Raw genomic sequence first — 15,049 nt, 5'->3', positions numbered from 1 at the left:
TGGGGGTCCTGACTCCGCATGCACCCGGCCCGCATGACCACGTTTGGCGAAGGAGACACATGGCCAGCTCCCCCCTTCTTGACGCCAGCGACGGTGCGCCGGCGCGGCCACGTGGATGGCTCTCCGTCCGGGCACTCATCGTCTGCCTGCTCGCCAACACCCTGGCAACGGTCGCGGTCATGGTGCTGCTCGACTCGTACCTGTTCAGTCCACTGGTGCTGGGCGCCGGGGGCGTGTTCGCGGTCGTGAGCGCCGCCCTGGGTGTGGTTCTGCGGCTGGCCGCGCCACGGGCGGGCAATGGACTTCTCGTCGCGGCAGCCGTGGCCGTGCCGGTCGAGCTCGCCCTCTCCATCGCGTGGGCGCTCGTGGTGATCCTCGTGTGGCTGTGACGCCTGCGCCTCTCGTCTTGCGTCGCTCGGCCGCCCTCGGGCATCGAGCTCGGAACTGGGCTTTCGGCTACGGAGCGACGACCCATAGCGAGTTCTCCACAGTCCGCGTGTCGTGGCGGTCTCTGGGGGCAGGACTGTCGGTGGCGCCTGCTTGAGTGGAGCCATGACCCGGACCGCTACCCCTGACACCGCTCGTGCGGTGTTGGACGCCGCCCGGGTCTCACGCGGTGCTGCGGATGCGGCCGAGGCACGTCAGCTGCAGCTGGCGGTGGACTGGGCTGCGATGCACTCGGTGGATTCTCTGGAGGCGGCCGCGGTCATCCACGGCCCGTACGGCGACCACGGCATCCCCGTCGCCGGGCCAGGAGCGCCCCTGGTGGCGGAGTTCGCGGTCACCGAGTTCGCCCTCGCGATCGGCATGTCCACCGACGCCGGACGCCGGTATGTGGGTCAGGCCCTGGAGCTGCGCCACCGGCTCCCGAAGGTCTGGAAGCGGGTGCTGGCTGGGGATCTCGTGGCGTGGAAGGCACGCCGGATCGCGGACGCCACGATGAGCCTGGTCCCGGCCGGTGCGGGGTTCGTGGACACCCACGTCGCCGCAGTCGCACACAAGATCGGTCTCGCCGCCCTGGACCGGTTGGTCGAGGAGGCGCGGGTGCGGTTCCAGCCCGAGAAGGCCGAGCAGCGGCGCCGGGCCGCTGCGGACGGGCGGTGCTTCGACATCGACACCGACCAGGTCTCCTACGACGGCACCATGACCGTGCGCGGCGAGCTCGACCTCGCCGACGCCCTCGACCTCGACGCTGCGGTCGCCGCTGGGGCGGCGCAGCAGCAAGCGCTCGGATCGGTGGACCCGCTGGACGTGCGGCGCGCGAAGGCCGCCGGAGACCTCGCCCGACGCCAGCTCGCCCTCGATCTGGTCGTCGCGACATCGACTGAGGCGACCGACGGCGCGGTCACCGGTCAGTGCGGTGGATCCGACGCACCAGGTGCTCCCGATCAACCGCACAAGCCGGCCAGCACCGGCCCGGCGCGGTCGCGTCAGGTGGTGCTCTACGTCCACCTCTCCCACGACGCGCTGCGCGCCCGAGGCCTCGACGACACCGGCGTCCACCTGGCTCGCGTGGAGAACACCGCCTCGTTCGTCTCGCTCGACCAGGTCCGCGACTGGTGTTCCACCCCCGATGCCCGGGTGACCGTGAAGCCGGTCATCGACCTCGAGGACCACGTCCACGTCAACGCCTACGAGACCCCCGACCGCCTCGTCGAACGCCTCGCCCTCATCGACCACACCTGCGTCTTCCCCTGGTGCACCCGCCCCGCCCGAAGACTCACCCCCGACGGCCATCGCGCCGACTGCGACCACATCCAAGACCACGCCACCGGCGGCACCACCTGCTCATGCAACCTCGCCCCGCTCTGCCGACGACATCACCGCCACAAGACCCACAGCCCCTGGAGCTACACCGCCCTCGACACGGGCAGCTACCTCTGGACCAGCCCCCAGGGCTACCAGTACCTCCGCGACCACACCGGCACCCTCGACGTCTCCCACGACCGACGCCGCCCACGCCCCGCAGGCCGCTCGTCGTCCCCCACGCGCGCGGCGCCCGACCCCTAGCGTGGTCTGGACCCGAGTGTGGGAGCAGCGAGCCGTGTGAGCGGGGTGGGAACGCCGGTCGCTACCCGCGCCGAAACCGCTGATGACTCCGACGCGTCATAGTGAGGACCCCGGTCGGAGGAGGTTCGATGTCGACGCCGACGCAGCGTGGAGCCGTGACAGTGCGGCTCGTCCTCGCCACTGCCTCGGTGATCGCGGTGGTCGGCGTCGCTGCGTGGTACTTCTTCGGCCCATCCGAGCCGACGCCTTGGCACAAGCCCGCGCGGGTGGACGGGGCGATCGTGCAGCTGACCTACACCGGCAGCGAGTGCAGGGCCGGTGCGTACGTGGACGTGGACGAGGACTCGGAGCGAGTCACCATCACGGTCCGAGAGACGGGCCGTGCGATGTCGTGCAGCGACGTGGCCGTCTCCCACGCCATCCGGGTCGAGCTGGCGGCGCCGCTCGCGGGCAGGGAGCTGGTGGACGGCGCCTGCCAGATGTCGAAGTACGCGCGCTCTCCCGCTTGCCGGCCCCCGCGTCCAGGCAGCGACTGACGCACCGGCTGCGCACCCCAGGGGGACTGTCAACATGGCAGCGTGACTCCCGCTACCGACCCTCCCACCGCACGTGCAGCCGCCCCCACACCCGGGCCACCGGCTGAGCCTGCCCTCGTCCCCGAGCTCCTCGTCACGGACACCTCGAGCAGCATCGCGTTCTGGTGCGGTCTCTGCGGCTTCGAGATCGACTACCAGCGCGCAGACGAGGGGTTCGCCTACATCTCGCGTGGGTCCGCGCACCTCATGCTCGAGCAGCGCGGACTCGGCCGGGACTGGATCACCGGGCCGCTGGAGCGGCCCTTCGGACGCGGGGTCAACTTCCAGGTCACCCTGACCGACCTGGCATCGGTGCTCTCCTCGTTGCACGAGGCGGGCTATCCGCTCTTCATGGCGCCGGAGACGAAGTGGTACGGCGTAGGCGATCAGGAGGCGGGCGTCGAGCAGTTCCTCGTCGAAGACCCCGACGGGTACCTCGTCCGGTTCCAGACCTCCCTGGGCCGCCGGACGATCACCTCACCGGCAGCCGGCTCCTAGCCGCCCCGAAATGCACTCGAGCCCCCGGCCGAGAGGCTGGGGGCTCGCGATGCTGATTGCGCTCAGGCGTTGGGGCGCTTGCCGTGGTTCGCGCCCTTCTTCTTACGAGCGCGGCGCTTGCGGCCGGTCTTGCCCATGGTGTCCTCCTGGATCGGGGTCGTCGGCCGTGAGGCCGAGGGATATCTTGTCAAACGACAGCGCTACGGGCTAATCGGTCTCATCTGCGCGCCGTTCACGGCTCGCTGATGCGGACGTGGACCTCGCGGATCTGGACCATCACCCGCTCACGCAGCGATGCCGGAGCAGCCTCCGAGCACGACCGCGCCACCACCGACTTCACCGTGCGCTCGAGGTCGTACTTCTCCAGGCACGGACCACACTCGTCGAGGTGGCGGCGTACGACGGAGCAGTCGGCCTCGTCGAGCTCGTTGTCGATCAGGTAGATGATCTGCTCGAGGTACTCGGCGCAACCCTCATCGGTCTTGTCGCTCATGACTTCGCCTCCACGGTGCCCGCGGGGAGCAGGTCGTTGCGGCGCACGTAGTCCGACAGCATGTCGCGCAGCTGGCGACGTCCGCGGTGCAGACGCGACATCACCGTCCCGATGGGCGTGTCCATGATCTCGGCGATCTCCTTGTAGGGGAAGCCCTCTACGTCTGCCAGGTAGACCGCGAGCCGGAACTCCTCCGGGAGCCGCTGCAGCGCCTCCTTCACCTCGCTGTCGGGCAGCCGCTCGAGCGCCTCGGTCTCCGCGGACTTCAGCCCCGCGGAGGTGTGCGACTCCGCGCGAGCCAGCTGCCAGTCCTCGACGTCCTCGGACATCGACTGCTGCGGCTGGCGCTGCTTCTTGCGGTAGGTGTTGATGAAGGTGTTGGTCAGGATCCGGTAGAGCCAGGCCTTGAGGTTCGTGCCCTCGCGGAACTGGTGGAACGAGGAGTACGCCTTCGCGAACGTCTCCTGCACCAGGTCCTCGGCGTCCTGCGGGTTGCGCGTCATGCGCATGGCCGCGGAGTACAGCTGGTCCAGGTACTGGAGCGCGTCACGTTCGAAACGAAGTGAGCGCTCTTCCTCGGTCTCAGGCGCGGTCTCGGGGACGGTGCCACTCAGGGATTCGGTCATCGCCTTCCAGAGTAGCCCGGCGTCGTCCGGAGTCCGCTGCGCGGCCGGCCGCGTGGGCGCGGGATCGGCCGGGGCGGACGGGTTCACCTCGGGTTCGGAGAGCAGGCAGGTCACGGGGGGTGAACAGCTCAGCGCGCCGAGGGATTCCCGACCACATCCCGGATGATCCATTCCAAGGTGGCCTCGACGATGATCGCGAGCACGTCCTTCTCGGTGAGCGGCCCCCGCTTGGGGACCTTGAAGCCGTGATCGGCCGAGGGGACGACCGCGAGGTCCACGCCCTCGGGGAACTCCTCGGGCCGACCCATCGGGTCCCGCTCGCCCTGGATCACCAACACCGGCACCCGGGCCCCGGTGAGCTCCTCGACCCGGCTCTTCTCCGGCCTGCCGGGTGGATGCAGCGGGAAGGCCAGCGCCAGGCATCCCGACGCGCCCAGCTCGCGGGCGCTGCGCGCCGCCGATCGGGCGCCTGCCGAGCGGCCGCCCACGACCAGCGGCGTGCGGGGACGGATCCGGTCGGCGGCCGCACGCAGCGCGTCGTCGAGGGTGCGCGGCGCGGTCGCGATCTTGCGCCCGGCCACCTTCCACGGCTGTTCCAGCAGGACCACCGAGATGCCCTGCCCCGGCAGGTGGCGAGCCAGGCACTGCAGGTCGGGGGTCTCGATGCCGTTGCCGGCTCCGTGGCTGAGCAGCAGCGTGGCCACCGGGTGACGCGACCGGTGGGTCTCCAGGCGCGCGTCCCCGTGCGGGGTGCGGACGGTCAGCTCGCTGGGCACGGGGGCATCATCGCAGGTCCGGGCCGGCGGCCGCGCCGAGATGGACGTCGCCGCGGACCTCCTCGGGCACGTCCTCCAGCGGCAGCGGCTCGAGGAGCTCGGGGCCGTTGTTGCGCACGTTGCTGACCAGCGTCGAGACCGGGTACGCCTCCAGGCTGCCCGGCGCGGCCGGCGCGAGCAGGGCGAGGAGCTCGTCGCGTCCCGCGGTCCGCGGGTCCAGCCAGGCACCCCAGCGCTCCCGCTCGACCATCATCGGCATCCGGTCGTGGATGTGGCCCAGCGTGTCCTCGGCCTGCGTGGTGATCACCGTGCAGGTCCAGCGGAAGCGCTCGGGGTCGTCGTCGGCGCGGGTCGGGTCGCGCCAGATCTCGTACAGCCCGGCCATCGCCAGCACCCCGTGGTCGCGGGGGCGGATGAAGAAGGGCTGCTTGCGAGGCTTGCCCGCCTTCGTCAGCGCCGAGGTCGGGTACCACTCGAAGTAGCCGTCTGCCGGGAGCAGGCAGCGCCGCGCCGCGAACGCCTTGCGGTACGCCGGCTTCTCGGCCACGGTCTCCATCCGGGCGTTGATCATCTTGTTGCCGATGCCGGGGTCCTTGGCCCACGAGGGCACCAGCCCCCATCGCAGCACCCGCAGCTGGCGCTCGGGTTCGGCGCGCTCACGCTCCTCGCTGCGCGGCGGGCGCTCGAGCACGGCGTACACCTCCTTGGTGGGGGCGACGTTGTAGTCGGCCGGCAGCGGCGCGGCGATGGCCGGCTGCTCGATCTCGAACTCCTCGACGAGATCCTCGGGCCGGCGATTGGAGGCGTAGCGACCACACATGCGCTCAGGCTAGCCCGCGGGCCGCCCCGCCTCCACCGCCTCGGATCCCGCGGCCGAGGGCCTCCCCCCGCTGCCCGGACCGGTGCGACATCCCCCTGCGCACCCGGTCCGGCAGCTCCCCCGGCCCCGGCCTCGAGACGGCCTCTCGGCCGGCCCTTCCTCAGTGAGACGCAGGGCCGGGCGCGCTATGACGCGAGACCGGCAACTTTTTTTACCCACGGGCGTCGCCTCGGGCCCACCGGCTCGTTGTTCCCTACGTGAGCGAGACCCTCGCCCAGCCGGAGGCCCCCTCCGACGGAGAGCTGATCTCGGCGGTCCGAACCGGCGACGTCGAGGCCTACGGCGCGCTCTTCGCGCGCCACGTCGACGCCGCCCGGCGCCTGGCGCGTCAGCTGGCCCGCCCGGGCGATGTCGACGACCTGGTCTCCGACGCGTTCGCCCGGGTGCTCGGAGTCCTGCAGCGTGGCGGTGGCCCCGACCTGGCCTTCCGCGCCTACTTGCTGACCACGCTGCGCCACCTGCACGTCGACCGGGCCCGTGCGGTCTCCCGGCTGCAGACCACCGACGACCTCGAGCCGCTCGCTCCCGGCGTCCCGTTCCGCGACACCGCCGTCGAGGGGTTCGAGAGCAGCGCGACGGCACGGGCCTTCGCCTCCCTGCCCGAGCGCTGGCAGGTGGTGCTGTGGCACACCGAGGTCGAGGGCCAGAAGCCGGCCGAGGTGGCCACCGTGCTCGGGATGAGCCCGAACTCGGTCTCGGCGCTGGCCTACCGAGCCCGCGAGGGGCTGCGCCAGGCCTACCTGACGATGCACGCGAGCGGCCTCGACGCGGACACCTGCCGGTGGACGCGGGCGCACCTCGGCAGCTACGTCCGCCAGGGCCTCGCCCGCCGCGACGCCAGGCGTGTCGCCGAGCACCTGCGCGGCTGTCCGCGCTGCCTGGGCACGCACCTGGAGCTCGCCGAGGTCAACTCCGGTCTGGCGGCCCTGCTCGGGCCCGTCGTCCTCGGCGGCGTCGCCGCCGGCTACCTCGGCGCCCCCACCGGGGCGGTGGCGCTCCCCGGCACGCTGCTGATGCTCCTGGACCGGGCCAGGGACTTCGTGCTCACCCATGCCCAGGCGAGCGCCGTGGCGGGGGTGGCCGCCACCACCGTGGTCACCGGCGGCACCGTGGTGACGCTGCCCGACCCCGGCACCGCCGAGCGCAACGGGCGCCCGCCCGCCGTCGTCCTCACCCACCGGCCCACCGCGCCCCAGGCCGCCGGCAGCGACCTGTGGGCCGACCCGGCTCCGTACCGCGCTCCCCTGGCCGACGACGGGCGACACCCTCGACGCCAGGGTTCCGCCCGCGACCCGGCCTCGCCCGGCCCCTCCGCCTCTGCGCCCGCCTCCCCCACCGCACCCGGGGACCCGGCCGGCACCCCGGCGGCGCCGGACCCGGCCGGGCCCTCCGCCACCGAGACACCCGCCGCAGATCCCGCGCCGTCGCCCCCGGTGGAGCCGGGCTCTCCCCCGGGCACCGCGGACCAGCCACCCGCACCGACCGACGCCCCGGCCCCGCCGACGGACCCCGGGCCCGCGCCGGCCGCCACTGAGGCCCCCGTGCCTCCCGAGGCGCCCCCCGAGGCGCCGCCCGCCGCCGAGCCGGACATCTCGGGCGGCGTCCAGGAGGAGCGGAGGGACTAGAACCGCCGGGATCGGGTATGGAGCCACCCATGACCGCCATCAGACTGCTCGCCCGCCCGATGCTCGCGTCCATGTTCGTCGTCGGGGGCGCACAGGCCCTCAAGAACGCCGACGCCCTGGCCGCCACCGCCAAGCCGATCACCGACCGCTTGGTGCCCACGGTCAAGCGGCTGGTCCCCCAGGTCCCGATCCCCGAGGACCCGACCACGCTGGTCCGGATCAACGCCGGCGTCCAGCTCGCCGCCGGCCTCGCCCTGGCCACCGGTCGCGCCCCCCGACTCAGCTCCGCGGCGCTCGCCGCCTCCCTGATCCCGACCACCGTCGCCGGACACCCCTTCTGGGAGGAGACCGACCCGCAGGCCCGCCGCACCCAGCGCAACGCCTTCCTGGCCAACCTCTCCACGCTCGGCGGTCTGCTCCTGGCCAGCGCCGACACCGCCGGCAAGCCGGGGGTCGCCTGGCGTGCCCAGCACGCCGCGCACGACGTACGGCGCGAGGCCACGCACCTGGGTCGGGCCGCTCGCCGTGAGGCAAGGCTCGCCGCCGCCAAGGTCGGCTGAGCGGGCTCGGTAGTCTTCCGGCGTGACGAGAGCGCCCATCGAGCCGAGCAGTGCCCCCGCCGACCCCTGGCCAGCGCCGCGCGTGCGGGAGCCGGTGGAGGCCACCCTCACGCTGCCCGGCAGCAAGTCGCTGACCAACCGGGCGCTGCTGCTCGCCTCCCTCGCCGACCGCCCCAGCGTCGTACGCCGTGCCCTGCGCTCGCGTGACACGTCGCTGATGGCGGCGGCGCTGACCGCTCTCGGCTCGCCGGTGGACACCAGCGGCGACGACTGGACCGTGACCCCCGGCCCGTTCACGGCCGACGCGAGCGTCGACTGCGGGCTGGCCGGCACCGTGATGCGCTTCGTGCCGCCGGTCGCGGCGCTCTCGTCGGGCACCATCTCCTTCGACGGCGACCCGCACATGCGCAACCGCCCGGTCGGCGAGGTCCTCAGCGCCCTGCGCGGCCTCGGCATCGACGTCGACGACGCCGGGCGCGGTGCGCTGCCGTTCACCGTCCGGGGCCGCGGCGCCGTCCCCGGCGGCACCGTGGTCGTCGACGCCTCCGCGTCGTCGCAGTTCATCTCCGCGCTGCTGCTGGCCGGCGCCCGCTACGAGCACGGCGTGGACGTGCGCCACGAGGGCGAGCCGGTCCCGTCGCTGCCGCACATCGAGATGACCGTCGCGATGCTGCGCGAGCACGGCGTCGCGGTGGACGACTCCGCCGCGGACCGGTGGACCGTGGCCCCCGGCCCGATCCGCGGGGTCGACCACCTGATCGAGCCCGACCTGTCCAACGCCGCGCCCTTCCTGGCCCTGGCCGCGGTGTCCGGCGGCAGCGTCGTGGTGCGCGACTGGCCGCGGCACACCACCCAGGCCGGCGACGCCCTGCGCGACATCCTCACCGCGATGGGCTGCACCGTGACGTACGTCGAGGAGGGCCTGCGCGTCCAGGGCCCCGACCGCCTCCAGGGAGTCGACCTCGACCTGCACGACGTCGGCGAGCTGACCCCGGCCGTCGCGGCGCTCTGCGCGCTGGCCGACTCGCCCTCGCAGTTGCGCGGCATCGCCCACATCCGGGCCCACGAGACCGATCGGATCAGTGCGCTGGCCACCGAGCTGAGCGCGCTCGGCGCCGACGTCACCGAGCACCCCGACGGCCTGAGCATCCGCCCCGCCCGGCTGCACGGCGGCGTCTTCCACACCTACGCCGACCACCGGATGGCGCACGCGGGCGTGATCGTGGGCGCGGGCGTCGACGGCGTCCTGGTCGAGAACGTCGCCACCACCGCCAAGACCTTCCCCGACTTCGCCCGGTTCTGGGCCGGCCTGCTGTGAGCCAGTCGTGAGGAGCCGCTACACCGAGCACGACCACGAGCACTACGAGCGGCCGCGGCGACGCACCCGCCCCCGGACCAAGGAGCGGCCCAGCCACGACGACGCCGTGGACGGGCTGGTGACCCGGGTGGACCGCGGCCGGTACGCCGTCATCCTCGAGGCGTCGCCGCAGGACCCGCCCATCGTCTGCATGACCGCGCGCCAACTGGGCCGCAAGGCCGTCGTGGTGGGCGACCGGGTCCGGGTGGTCGGCGACACCTCCGGCGAGGAGGGGTCGCTGGCCCGCATCGTGGAGGTGCACCCGCGCACCACCACCCTGCGCCGTACCGCCGACGACGACGACCCGGTGGAGCGGGTGATCGTCTCGAACGCCTCGCAGCTGGTGATCGTCGCGGCGCTGGCCGACCCCGAGCCCCGGCCCCGGCTGATCGACCGCGCCCTGGTCGCGGCGTACGACTCGGGCATGCAGCCGCTGCTGTGCATGACCAAGTCCGACCTGGCCGACCCCGAGACCCTGCTGGCGACGTACCGCTCGCTGGGGGTGCCCTGGGTGGTCACCCAGCGCGGCGGCGACCTCGAGGAGGTCCGCGAGCAGCTGCGCGGGCGCACCAGCGTGCTGATCGGTCACAGTGGCGTCGGCAAGTCCACGCTGGTCAACGCGCTGGTGCCCGAGGCCAGGCGGGAGGTCGGGCACGTGAACGCCGTGACCGGGCGCGGGCGGCACACCTCGACCTCGGCGATCATGCTGGCGCTGCCCGGCGGCGAGGGCTGGATCGTGGACACCCCCGGGATCCGCTCCTTCGGGCTGGCCCACGTGCAGCCCGAGCGGCTCATCGAGGCGTTCCCCGATCTCGACGAGATGACCGAGGAGTGCCCGCGCGGATGCACCCACGGCTTCGGGGAGCCCGAGTGCGGCCTCGACGAGGCACTCGCCGCCGGCCAGGCCGACCCCGACCGGGTCAGCTCGTTCCGTCGGCTGCTCGCCGCGCGCGACGGCTCGGTGTCCGACGCCGGCAGCGACTGAGCGCCCCGCTCAGTCGCAGACGGGGCTCAGCCCCAGACGGCCCGGGCGCCCGCCTCGCCGGTCAGGTAGGTCAGCACCATCAGCGCGAGCGCACCGGCGACCAGTGCGATCAGCGCGAGCACGCCCCAGCCCGCACGCGTCTCCCGGGCCCCGCCGTCGGAGACCAGCGCGCTGGGCCCGCCCAGCGCCCAGGCCGCGAAGGCCGCGATGACGACGAAGGCCAGCGCGACCCACAGCAGCACCTCGGCGCGGTCCTGGTGCAGGCGGATGGCCTCGGCCAGCGCGGGGACCTCGAGCAGGTTCGGCCGCTGCTCCAACAGATCCTCCCCGCTCAGGTAGGACAGCCCGGTCGCGCCGGCGGCCACCACCGCGCCCGCCAGCATCGGCCAGCGCAGCGCCCACCGCCACCGCGGCAGCACGGCGTACGCGAGCGCCACCAGCGCGGTCAGCGGCGCCAGCACCACCGCACCGTGCACGGCGAGGACATGAACCGGAAGGCCGTCGAACTCCATGGGTGAACGTTAAACCAGGTACCTGGGAATAGCCTGTGCCCATGGCCAACACCGGGGCACCCGATTACACCGACGACCTGCGGCTCGCGCACGTCCTCGCCGACGACGCCGACTCGCTCACCGTGAACCGGTTCCGCGCCCTGGACCTGCACGTGATGAGCAAGCCGGACCTCAGCCCGGTGACCGACGCCGACCAGGCCGTCGAGGAGGGCATCCGGCGGACCCTGTCCCGGGCCCGCTCGCGCGACGCGGTGCTCGGGGAGGAGACCGGCGAGACCGGGCACAGCCAGCGGCGCTGGATCATCGACCCCATCGACGGCACCAAGAACTTCGTGCGCGGCGTGCCGGTCTGGGCCACGCTGATCGCCCTCGAGGTCGAGGGCGAGGTGGTCGCCGGCGTGGTGTCGGCCCCCCAGCTGCAGCGCCGCTGGTGGGCGGCCAAGGGCGGCGGCGCCTGGACCGGCCGCTCGCTGCTCAAGGCGACCGCGTGCCAGGTCTCGGACGTACGGCGCCTCGAGGACGCCTCGTTCTCCTACAGCTCCCTGTCCGGCTGGGACCAGCGCGGCCGGCTCGACGACTTCCTCTCCCTGTCGCGGCGCTGCTGGCGGACCCGGGCCTACGGCGACTTCTGGTCCTACATGCTGCTCGCCGAGGGAGCCGTCGACATCGCCGCCGAGCCCGAGCTCGAGCTCTACGACATGGCTGCCCTCGACGTGATCGTGCGCGAGGCCGGCGGGCGGTTCACCGGGCTGGACGGGAACGACGGCCCCTGGGGCGGCAACGCGCTGGCCACCAACGGCCACCTGCACGAGGCGGCGCTGGCGTTCCTGGGCTCCCTGCCCCACGACGCTGACGACCCGGACTCGGTCCCGCACGGGGTCGGGTCGGTCCACGACCTGAGCGCCCAGCGCGCCCGGCGCACCGACGTCAACGGGCCGGCCGCGCCCTGATCTCACGGCGCCATCGGGCCTCTGTTCAGCGGGGCAGGGCAGCACTAGCGTGGTGGGTCACGGCTCGACGACTCACAGGACAAGAGGTGGCAGATGCGCATCAACGACGTGCTGCAGGGCAAGGGCGGCTCCGAGGTCGTCACGATCGCCCCGACCGCCGGAGTGCGTGAGCTGGTGGCGCTCCTGACCGAGCACAACGTGGGCGCCCTGGTCGTGAGCAGCGACGGCTCGCACGTGGAGGGCATCGTCAGCGAGCGCGACGTCGTACGGCACCTGGCCCGTGACGAGCGCGTCCTGGACGCGGCGGTCTCCTCGATCATGACCGTCGAGGTGCGCAGCTGCGCCCCCGACGACTCGGTGCCGGAGCTGATGCGCACGATGACCGAGCACCGCGTCCGCCACCTGCCCGTGGTCGAGGGCGACGTGCTCACCGGGATCATCAGCATCGGCGACGTCGTCAAGAGCCGCATCGGCGAGCTGGAGTTCGAGCGCGACGAGCTCGACAAGTACGTCCACGGCGGCTGAGCCGACCCCGGCGGGCACGCCGCGGCTGCGCCCAGAGCGCCTCCGCTACGGTGGTGGACCCACTTCAGACGAAAGCGAGACGATGGACAAGCCTGAGATCGAGTTCCCCGACTTCGAGCCGCCCGCCGACCTGGTCGTCACCGACCTCGTCGAGGGCGACGGAGAGGTCGCCACCTCGGGGTCGACCGTGTCCGTGCACTACGTCGGGGTCGCGCACTCGACCGGCGAGGAGTTCGACGCCTCCTACAACCGCGGCACCCCGCTGCGGTTCCGCCTCGGCACCGGCCAGGTCATCTCCGGCTGGGACCAGGGCGTCGAGGGGATGAAGGTCGGCGGCCGTCGCCAACTGGTGATCCCCTCGCACCTCGGGTACGGCGAGCGCGGCGCCGGCGGCATCATCAAGCCGGGCGAGACGCTGATCTTCGTCGTCGACCTGCTCGACGTCTCCTGACCCGTCGACCCGTCACTGACTCGGCCGGGCACGGCGTGTCTGGTCGAGGCAGTGACGGGTCGGCTACCAGGGGAGGTTGTCGGGCGTTGCCTCGTCGGCGACGCGCGCCGACATCCCGGCCAGCGTGACCACGTCGCCGCGGACGAGCTGACGCCCGCGGCGGGTCTCCACCTCGCCGTTGACCTGGACCGCCCCGTCGGCCATCAGCGGCTTCGCGTCGGCGCCGTTCTCGATCAGGTTCGCGAGCTTGAGGAACTGCCCGAGCCGGATCGACTCGTCTCGGATGGGTACGTCGACCGGTGCGCTCATGGGGCCATTGTGCGCCCCCCGGGCAGGTGCTCAGTCCACCAGCCTCAGCCCGCCAGGCTCAGCCCCACCAAGCCTCAGCCCACCAGCACCGCGACCGTGTGGATCAGCACACCGACCAGGCCGCCGACGATGGTGCCGTTGATCCGGATGAACTGAAGGTCCCGGCCGACGTGCAGCTCGATCCGCTCGGCCGCCTCCTTGCCGTCCCACCGCTCGATGGTGTGGGTGATCACCGTGGTCAGCTCCGCGCCGTAGCGCGAGACCGCGAAGACGGCCGCGTCGGCCGCGAACCCGTCCAGGCGTCGGCGCAGACGCTCGTCCTCGCTCAGCCGCGCGGCGAACGCGGTGAGCTCGCTCAGCATCCGCGCGCGCACCGCCCCCTCCGGGTCGTGCAGGGCCTCCAGCAGCGCGGTGCGGAAGCTCTGCCACACCGAGACGACGGTCGCCATCACCTGCGGGTGGTCCAGGACCCGCTCCTTGAGCCGCTCGGCGCGCGCCTGGGTGTCCGGGTCCTCGAGCAGGTCGCTGGCCAGCTGGACCAGCATCGAGTCGAGCGCCTGGCGGGCGTGGTGGTGCGGGTCCTCGCGGATGTCGGCGACCCAGCGGATCACCTCGAGATGCACCCGGCCGGTGACCGCCTCGTTGAGCCGCGGCGGGGACCACCACGGCGCCCGCTCACCGAGCACCTGCGAGAAGGTCTCCTCGTTGCTCACCAGCCAGCGGTGCAGCTCCTCCAGGGCCAGGTCGACCAACCCGTGGTGCAGGTCGTCGCGGACCACCTCGCCGAGCAGGCCGCCCAGCAGCGGCGCGATCGGCTCGGTACGGAACCGGGGCACGACCGCCTCCTCCACCAGGGAGATCACGTGCTCGTCGCGCACCCGCGCCAGCCCGAGGGCCGCGAGCTCGGAGACCTCGTCCACCACCCGGCGGGCGTTGGCCTCCTCCCCCACCCAGCGCGCGGCGCGCAGCGAGATGGTGGCGGCGCCGACCCGCTCACGGATGATCTCCTCGTGCAGGAAGTTCTCCCCGACGAACTCCTGCAGACCGCGGCCCAGCTCGTCCTTGCGCTTCGGGATGAGCGCGGTGTGCGGGATCGGCAGCCCCAGCGGGTGCCGGAAGAGCGCGGTGACCGCGAACCAGTCGGCGATGGCGCCCACCATCGAGGCCTCCGCCCCGGCGTTGACGAACCCGAGCCATCCGTCGCGGTCCAGCGTCGCGACGTACACGACCGCGGCGAAGAGCAGCAGGGCGAGCGCCACCATCCGCATCCGGCGCAGGGCGGTGCGGCGTTCCGCGTCGGCAGAGGGGTCGGCGACCAGCGAGAAGGTAGTCATCACCGTCGATTCTTGCCCACGTCGGTCAAGACGACCGCCCCGATGCCATAATTCCGGACATGTCACGCACCGTTATGACGTTCGGCACGTTCGACGTGTTCCACGTCGGTCACCTCCGGGTGATCCAGCGCGCCGCCGAACTCGGCGACCGTCTCGTCGTGGGCGTGTCGGCCGACGCGCTCAACGTTCGCAAGAAGGGCCGCGAGCCGGTCTTCGGCGAAGACGAGCGCCTCGCCATCGTCGCGGCGCTCAAGGCCGTCGACGAGGTCTTCGTGGAGGAGAGCCTGGAGCTCAAGCGCGACTACATCGTCAAGTACGGCGCGGACGTGCTGGTGATGGGCGACGACTGGGCCGGGCGCTTCGACGAGTTCAAGGACATCTGCGAGGTCGTGTACCTGCCGCGCACGCCGGCGATCTCCACCACCGCGCTGATCGAGAAGATCGCCGCCATTCCCTGAGGCCGGTGGCCGATCGGCCGCATGCTCGGTTCTCGACACCTCACGCTCTGCGGCTACATTGGTCGCCGGGCGCGGGGCGACGTCCTCGATGTCCAGACCCGAACTGTTCCCGAGGGGGCTCCTCC

Annotated in this window: 20 protein-coding genes; 12 read left to right on the top strand and 8 right to left on the bottom strand. The window is 72.6% G+C overall.

The genetic code is table 11. The annotated features are described in order from the left end of the window. Positions 1-59: 59 nt before the first annotated feature. The 4 genes from AC6EI4_RS09250 to AC6EI4_RS09235 all read left to right on the top strand — a co-directional run bounded on the left by AC6EI4_RS09250 (position 60) and on the right by AC6EI4_RS09235 (position 3,083). Entirely contained in the window at positions 60-389 is a 330-nt protein-coding gene (locus AC6EI4_RS09250) for a hypothetical protein (RefSeq protein WP_498422360.1), read from the top strand. A 163-nt stretch (positions 390-552) separates the two neighbouring features. After that, positions 553-2,010 carry an HNH endonuclease gene (locus AC6EI4_RS09245; protein WP_498451276.1) on the top strand — a complete coding sequence of 486 codons (1,458 nt, stop codon included), beginning with the start codon at positions 553-555 and terminating at the stop codon, positions 2,008-2,010. A gap of 155 nt (positions 2,011-2,165) precedes the next feature. Further along, positions 2,166-2,546 (top strand): hypothetical protein, encoded by a 381-nt coding sequence (locus tag AC6EI4_RS09240; RefSeq protein WP_498451275.1) that lies wholly within the window; start codon positions 2,166-2,168, stop codon positions 2,544-2,546. A gap of 42 nt (positions 2,547-2,588) precedes the next feature. After that, positions 2,589-3,083 carry a bleomycin resistance protein gene (locus AC6EI4_RS09235; protein ID WP_498451274.1) on the top strand — a complete coding sequence of 165 codons (495 nt, stop codon included), beginning with the start codon at positions 2,589-2,591 and terminating at the stop codon, positions 3,081-3,083. 62 nt (positions 3,084-3,145) lie between these two features. Here the strand turns inward: AC6EI4_RS09235 and AC6EI4_RS09230 are convergent, their stop codons facing one another. From AC6EI4_RS09230 to AC6EI4_RS09210, 5 genes are all read right to left on the bottom strand, one after another. Beyond that, complete coding sequence (locus AC6EI4_RS09230) at positions 3,146-3,220, bottom strand: 50S ribosomal protein bL37 (protein ID WP_369759046.1); 75 nt, start codon at positions 3,218-3,220, stop codon at positions 3,146-3,148. A 95-nt stretch (positions 3,221-3,315) separates the two neighbouring features. Further along, the gene (rsrA, locus tag AC6EI4_RS09225) at positions 3,316-3,576 is read right to left on the bottom strand and encodes a mycothiol system anti-sigma-R factor (protein WP_498422354.1); all 261 of its coding nucleotides are present in this window, start codon (positions 3,574-3,576) and stop codon (positions 3,316-3,318) included. Further along, a complete protein-coding gene (locus AC6EI4_RS09220; RefSeq protein ID WP_498422352.1) occupies positions 3,573-4,202 on the bottom strand; it encodes a sigma-70 family RNA polymerase sigma factor in 630 nt (209 codons plus the stop codon). Before AC6EI4_RS09220 ends, rsrA begins: the two co-directional genes overlap by 4 nt. A gap of 128 nt (positions 4,203-4,330) precedes the next feature. After that, the gene (locus AC6EI4_RS09215; RefSeq protein WP_498451273.1) at positions 4,331-4,978 is read right to left on the bottom strand and encodes an alpha/beta hydrolase family protein; all 648 of its coding nucleotides are present in this window, start codon (positions 4,976-4,978) and stop codon (positions 4,331-4,333) included. Between the two features lie 7 nt (positions 4,979-4,985). Beyond that, positions 4,986-5,798, bottom strand: coding sequence for an SOS response-associated peptidase (locus AC6EI4_RS09210; protein ID WP_498451272.1), 813 nt, complete (start codon positions 5,796-5,798; stop codon positions 4,986-4,988). Between the two features lie 257 nt (positions 5,799-6,055). On the opposite strand from AC6EI4_RS09210, the gene AC6EI4_RS09205 reads away from it, so the two are divergent. From AC6EI4_RS09205 to rsgA, 4 genes are read left to right on the top strand one after another with little or no spacing between them, the layout of a single operon-like run. Beyond that, positions 6,056-7,483 (top strand): sigma-70 family RNA polymerase sigma factor, encoded by a 1,428-nt coding sequence (locus tag AC6EI4_RS09205; RefSeq protein WP_498451271.1) that lies wholly within the window; start codon positions 6,056-6,058, stop codon positions 7,481-7,483. Between the two features lie 29 nt (positions 7,484-7,512). Beyond that, positions 7,513-8,043: a DoxX family protein gene (locus AC6EI4_RS09200; RefSeq protein ID WP_498451270.1), complete on the top strand. Its 531-nt coding sequence runs from the start codon at positions 7,513-7,515 to the stop codon at positions 8,041-8,043. Between the two features lie 22 nt (positions 8,044-8,065). After that, the gene (gene aroA / locus AC6EI4_RS09195) at positions 8,066-9,361 is read left to right on the top strand and encodes a 3-phosphoshikimate 1-carboxyvinyltransferase (protein ID WP_498451269.1); all 1,296 of its coding nucleotides are present in this window, start codon (positions 8,066-8,068) and stop codon (positions 9,359-9,361) included. Positions 9,362-9,368: 7 nt separating this feature from the next. Further along, positions 9,369-10,385, top strand: coding sequence for a ribosome small subunit-dependent GTPase A (gene rsgA / locus AC6EI4_RS09190; protein WP_498422346.1), 1,017 nt, complete (start codon positions 9,369-9,371; stop codon positions 10,383-10,385). Between the two features lie 26 nt (positions 10,386-10,411). On the opposite strand, the gene AC6EI4_RS09185 is transcribed toward rsgA, so the two are convergent. Next, complete coding sequence (locus AC6EI4_RS09185; protein WP_498422345.1) at positions 10,412-10,897, bottom strand: DUF2231 domain-containing protein; 486 nt, start codon at positions 10,895-10,897, stop codon at positions 10,412-10,414. Positions 10,898-10,938: 41 nt separating this feature from the next. On the opposite strand from AC6EI4_RS09185, the gene hisN reads away from it, so the two are divergent. The 3 genes from hisN to AC6EI4_RS09170 all read left to right on the top strand — a co-directional run bounded on the left by hisN (position 10,939) and on the right by AC6EI4_RS09170 (position 12,823). After that, the gene (gene hisN, locus AC6EI4_RS09180) at positions 10,939-11,847 is read left to right on the top strand and encodes a histidinol-phosphatase (RefSeq protein WP_498422343.1); all 909 of its coding nucleotides are present in this window, start codon (positions 10,939-10,941) and stop codon (positions 11,845-11,847) included. 93 nt (positions 11,848-11,940) lie between these two features. Beyond that, on the top strand, positions 11,941-12,372 hold the full coding sequence (locus tag AC6EI4_RS09175; protein WP_498451268.1) for a CBS domain-containing protein: 432 nt from the start codon (positions 11,941-11,943) through the stop codon (positions 12,370-12,372). 82 nt (positions 12,373-12,454) lie between these two features. Beyond that, positions 12,455-12,823 carry an FKBP-type peptidyl-prolyl cis-trans isomerase gene (locus tag AC6EI4_RS09170; RefSeq protein ID WP_498451267.1) on the top strand — a complete coding sequence of 123 codons (369 nt, stop codon included), beginning with the start codon at positions 12,455-12,457 and terminating at the stop codon, positions 12,821-12,823. Between the two features lie 63 nt (positions 12,824-12,886). Here the strand turns inward: AC6EI4_RS09170 and AC6EI4_RS09165 are convergent, their stop codons facing one another. After that, positions 12,887-13,132, bottom strand: coding sequence for an RNA-binding S4 domain-containing protein (locus AC6EI4_RS09165; RefSeq protein WP_498451266.1), 246 nt, complete (start codon positions 13,130-13,132; stop codon positions 12,887-12,889). Between the two features lie 74 nt (positions 13,133-13,206). After that, on the bottom strand, positions 13,207-14,466 hold the full coding sequence (locus tag AC6EI4_RS09160) for a DUF445 domain-containing protein (protein WP_498451265.1): 1,260 nt from the start codon (positions 14,464-14,466) through the stop codon (positions 13,207-13,209). A 59-nt stretch (positions 14,467-14,525) separates the two neighbouring features. Here AC6EI4_RS09160 and AC6EI4_RS09155 point away from each other — a divergent pair, with 59 nt between their 5' ends. Next, positions 14,526-14,924 carry an FAD synthase family protein gene (locus AC6EI4_RS09155; RefSeq protein ID WP_498422334.1) on the top strand — a complete coding sequence of 133 codons (399 nt, stop codon included), beginning with the start codon at positions 14,526-14,528 and terminating at the stop codon, positions 14,922-14,924. The last annotated feature ends 125 nt before the right edge of the window (positions 14,925-15,049 follow it).

The sequence above is a fragment of the Nocardioides sp. Z43_10 genome (assembly GCF_059766615.1).
The sequence above is the reverse complement of the archived record's forward strand: the minus strand, read 5'-3'. Positions and strand labels throughout refer to the sequence as shown.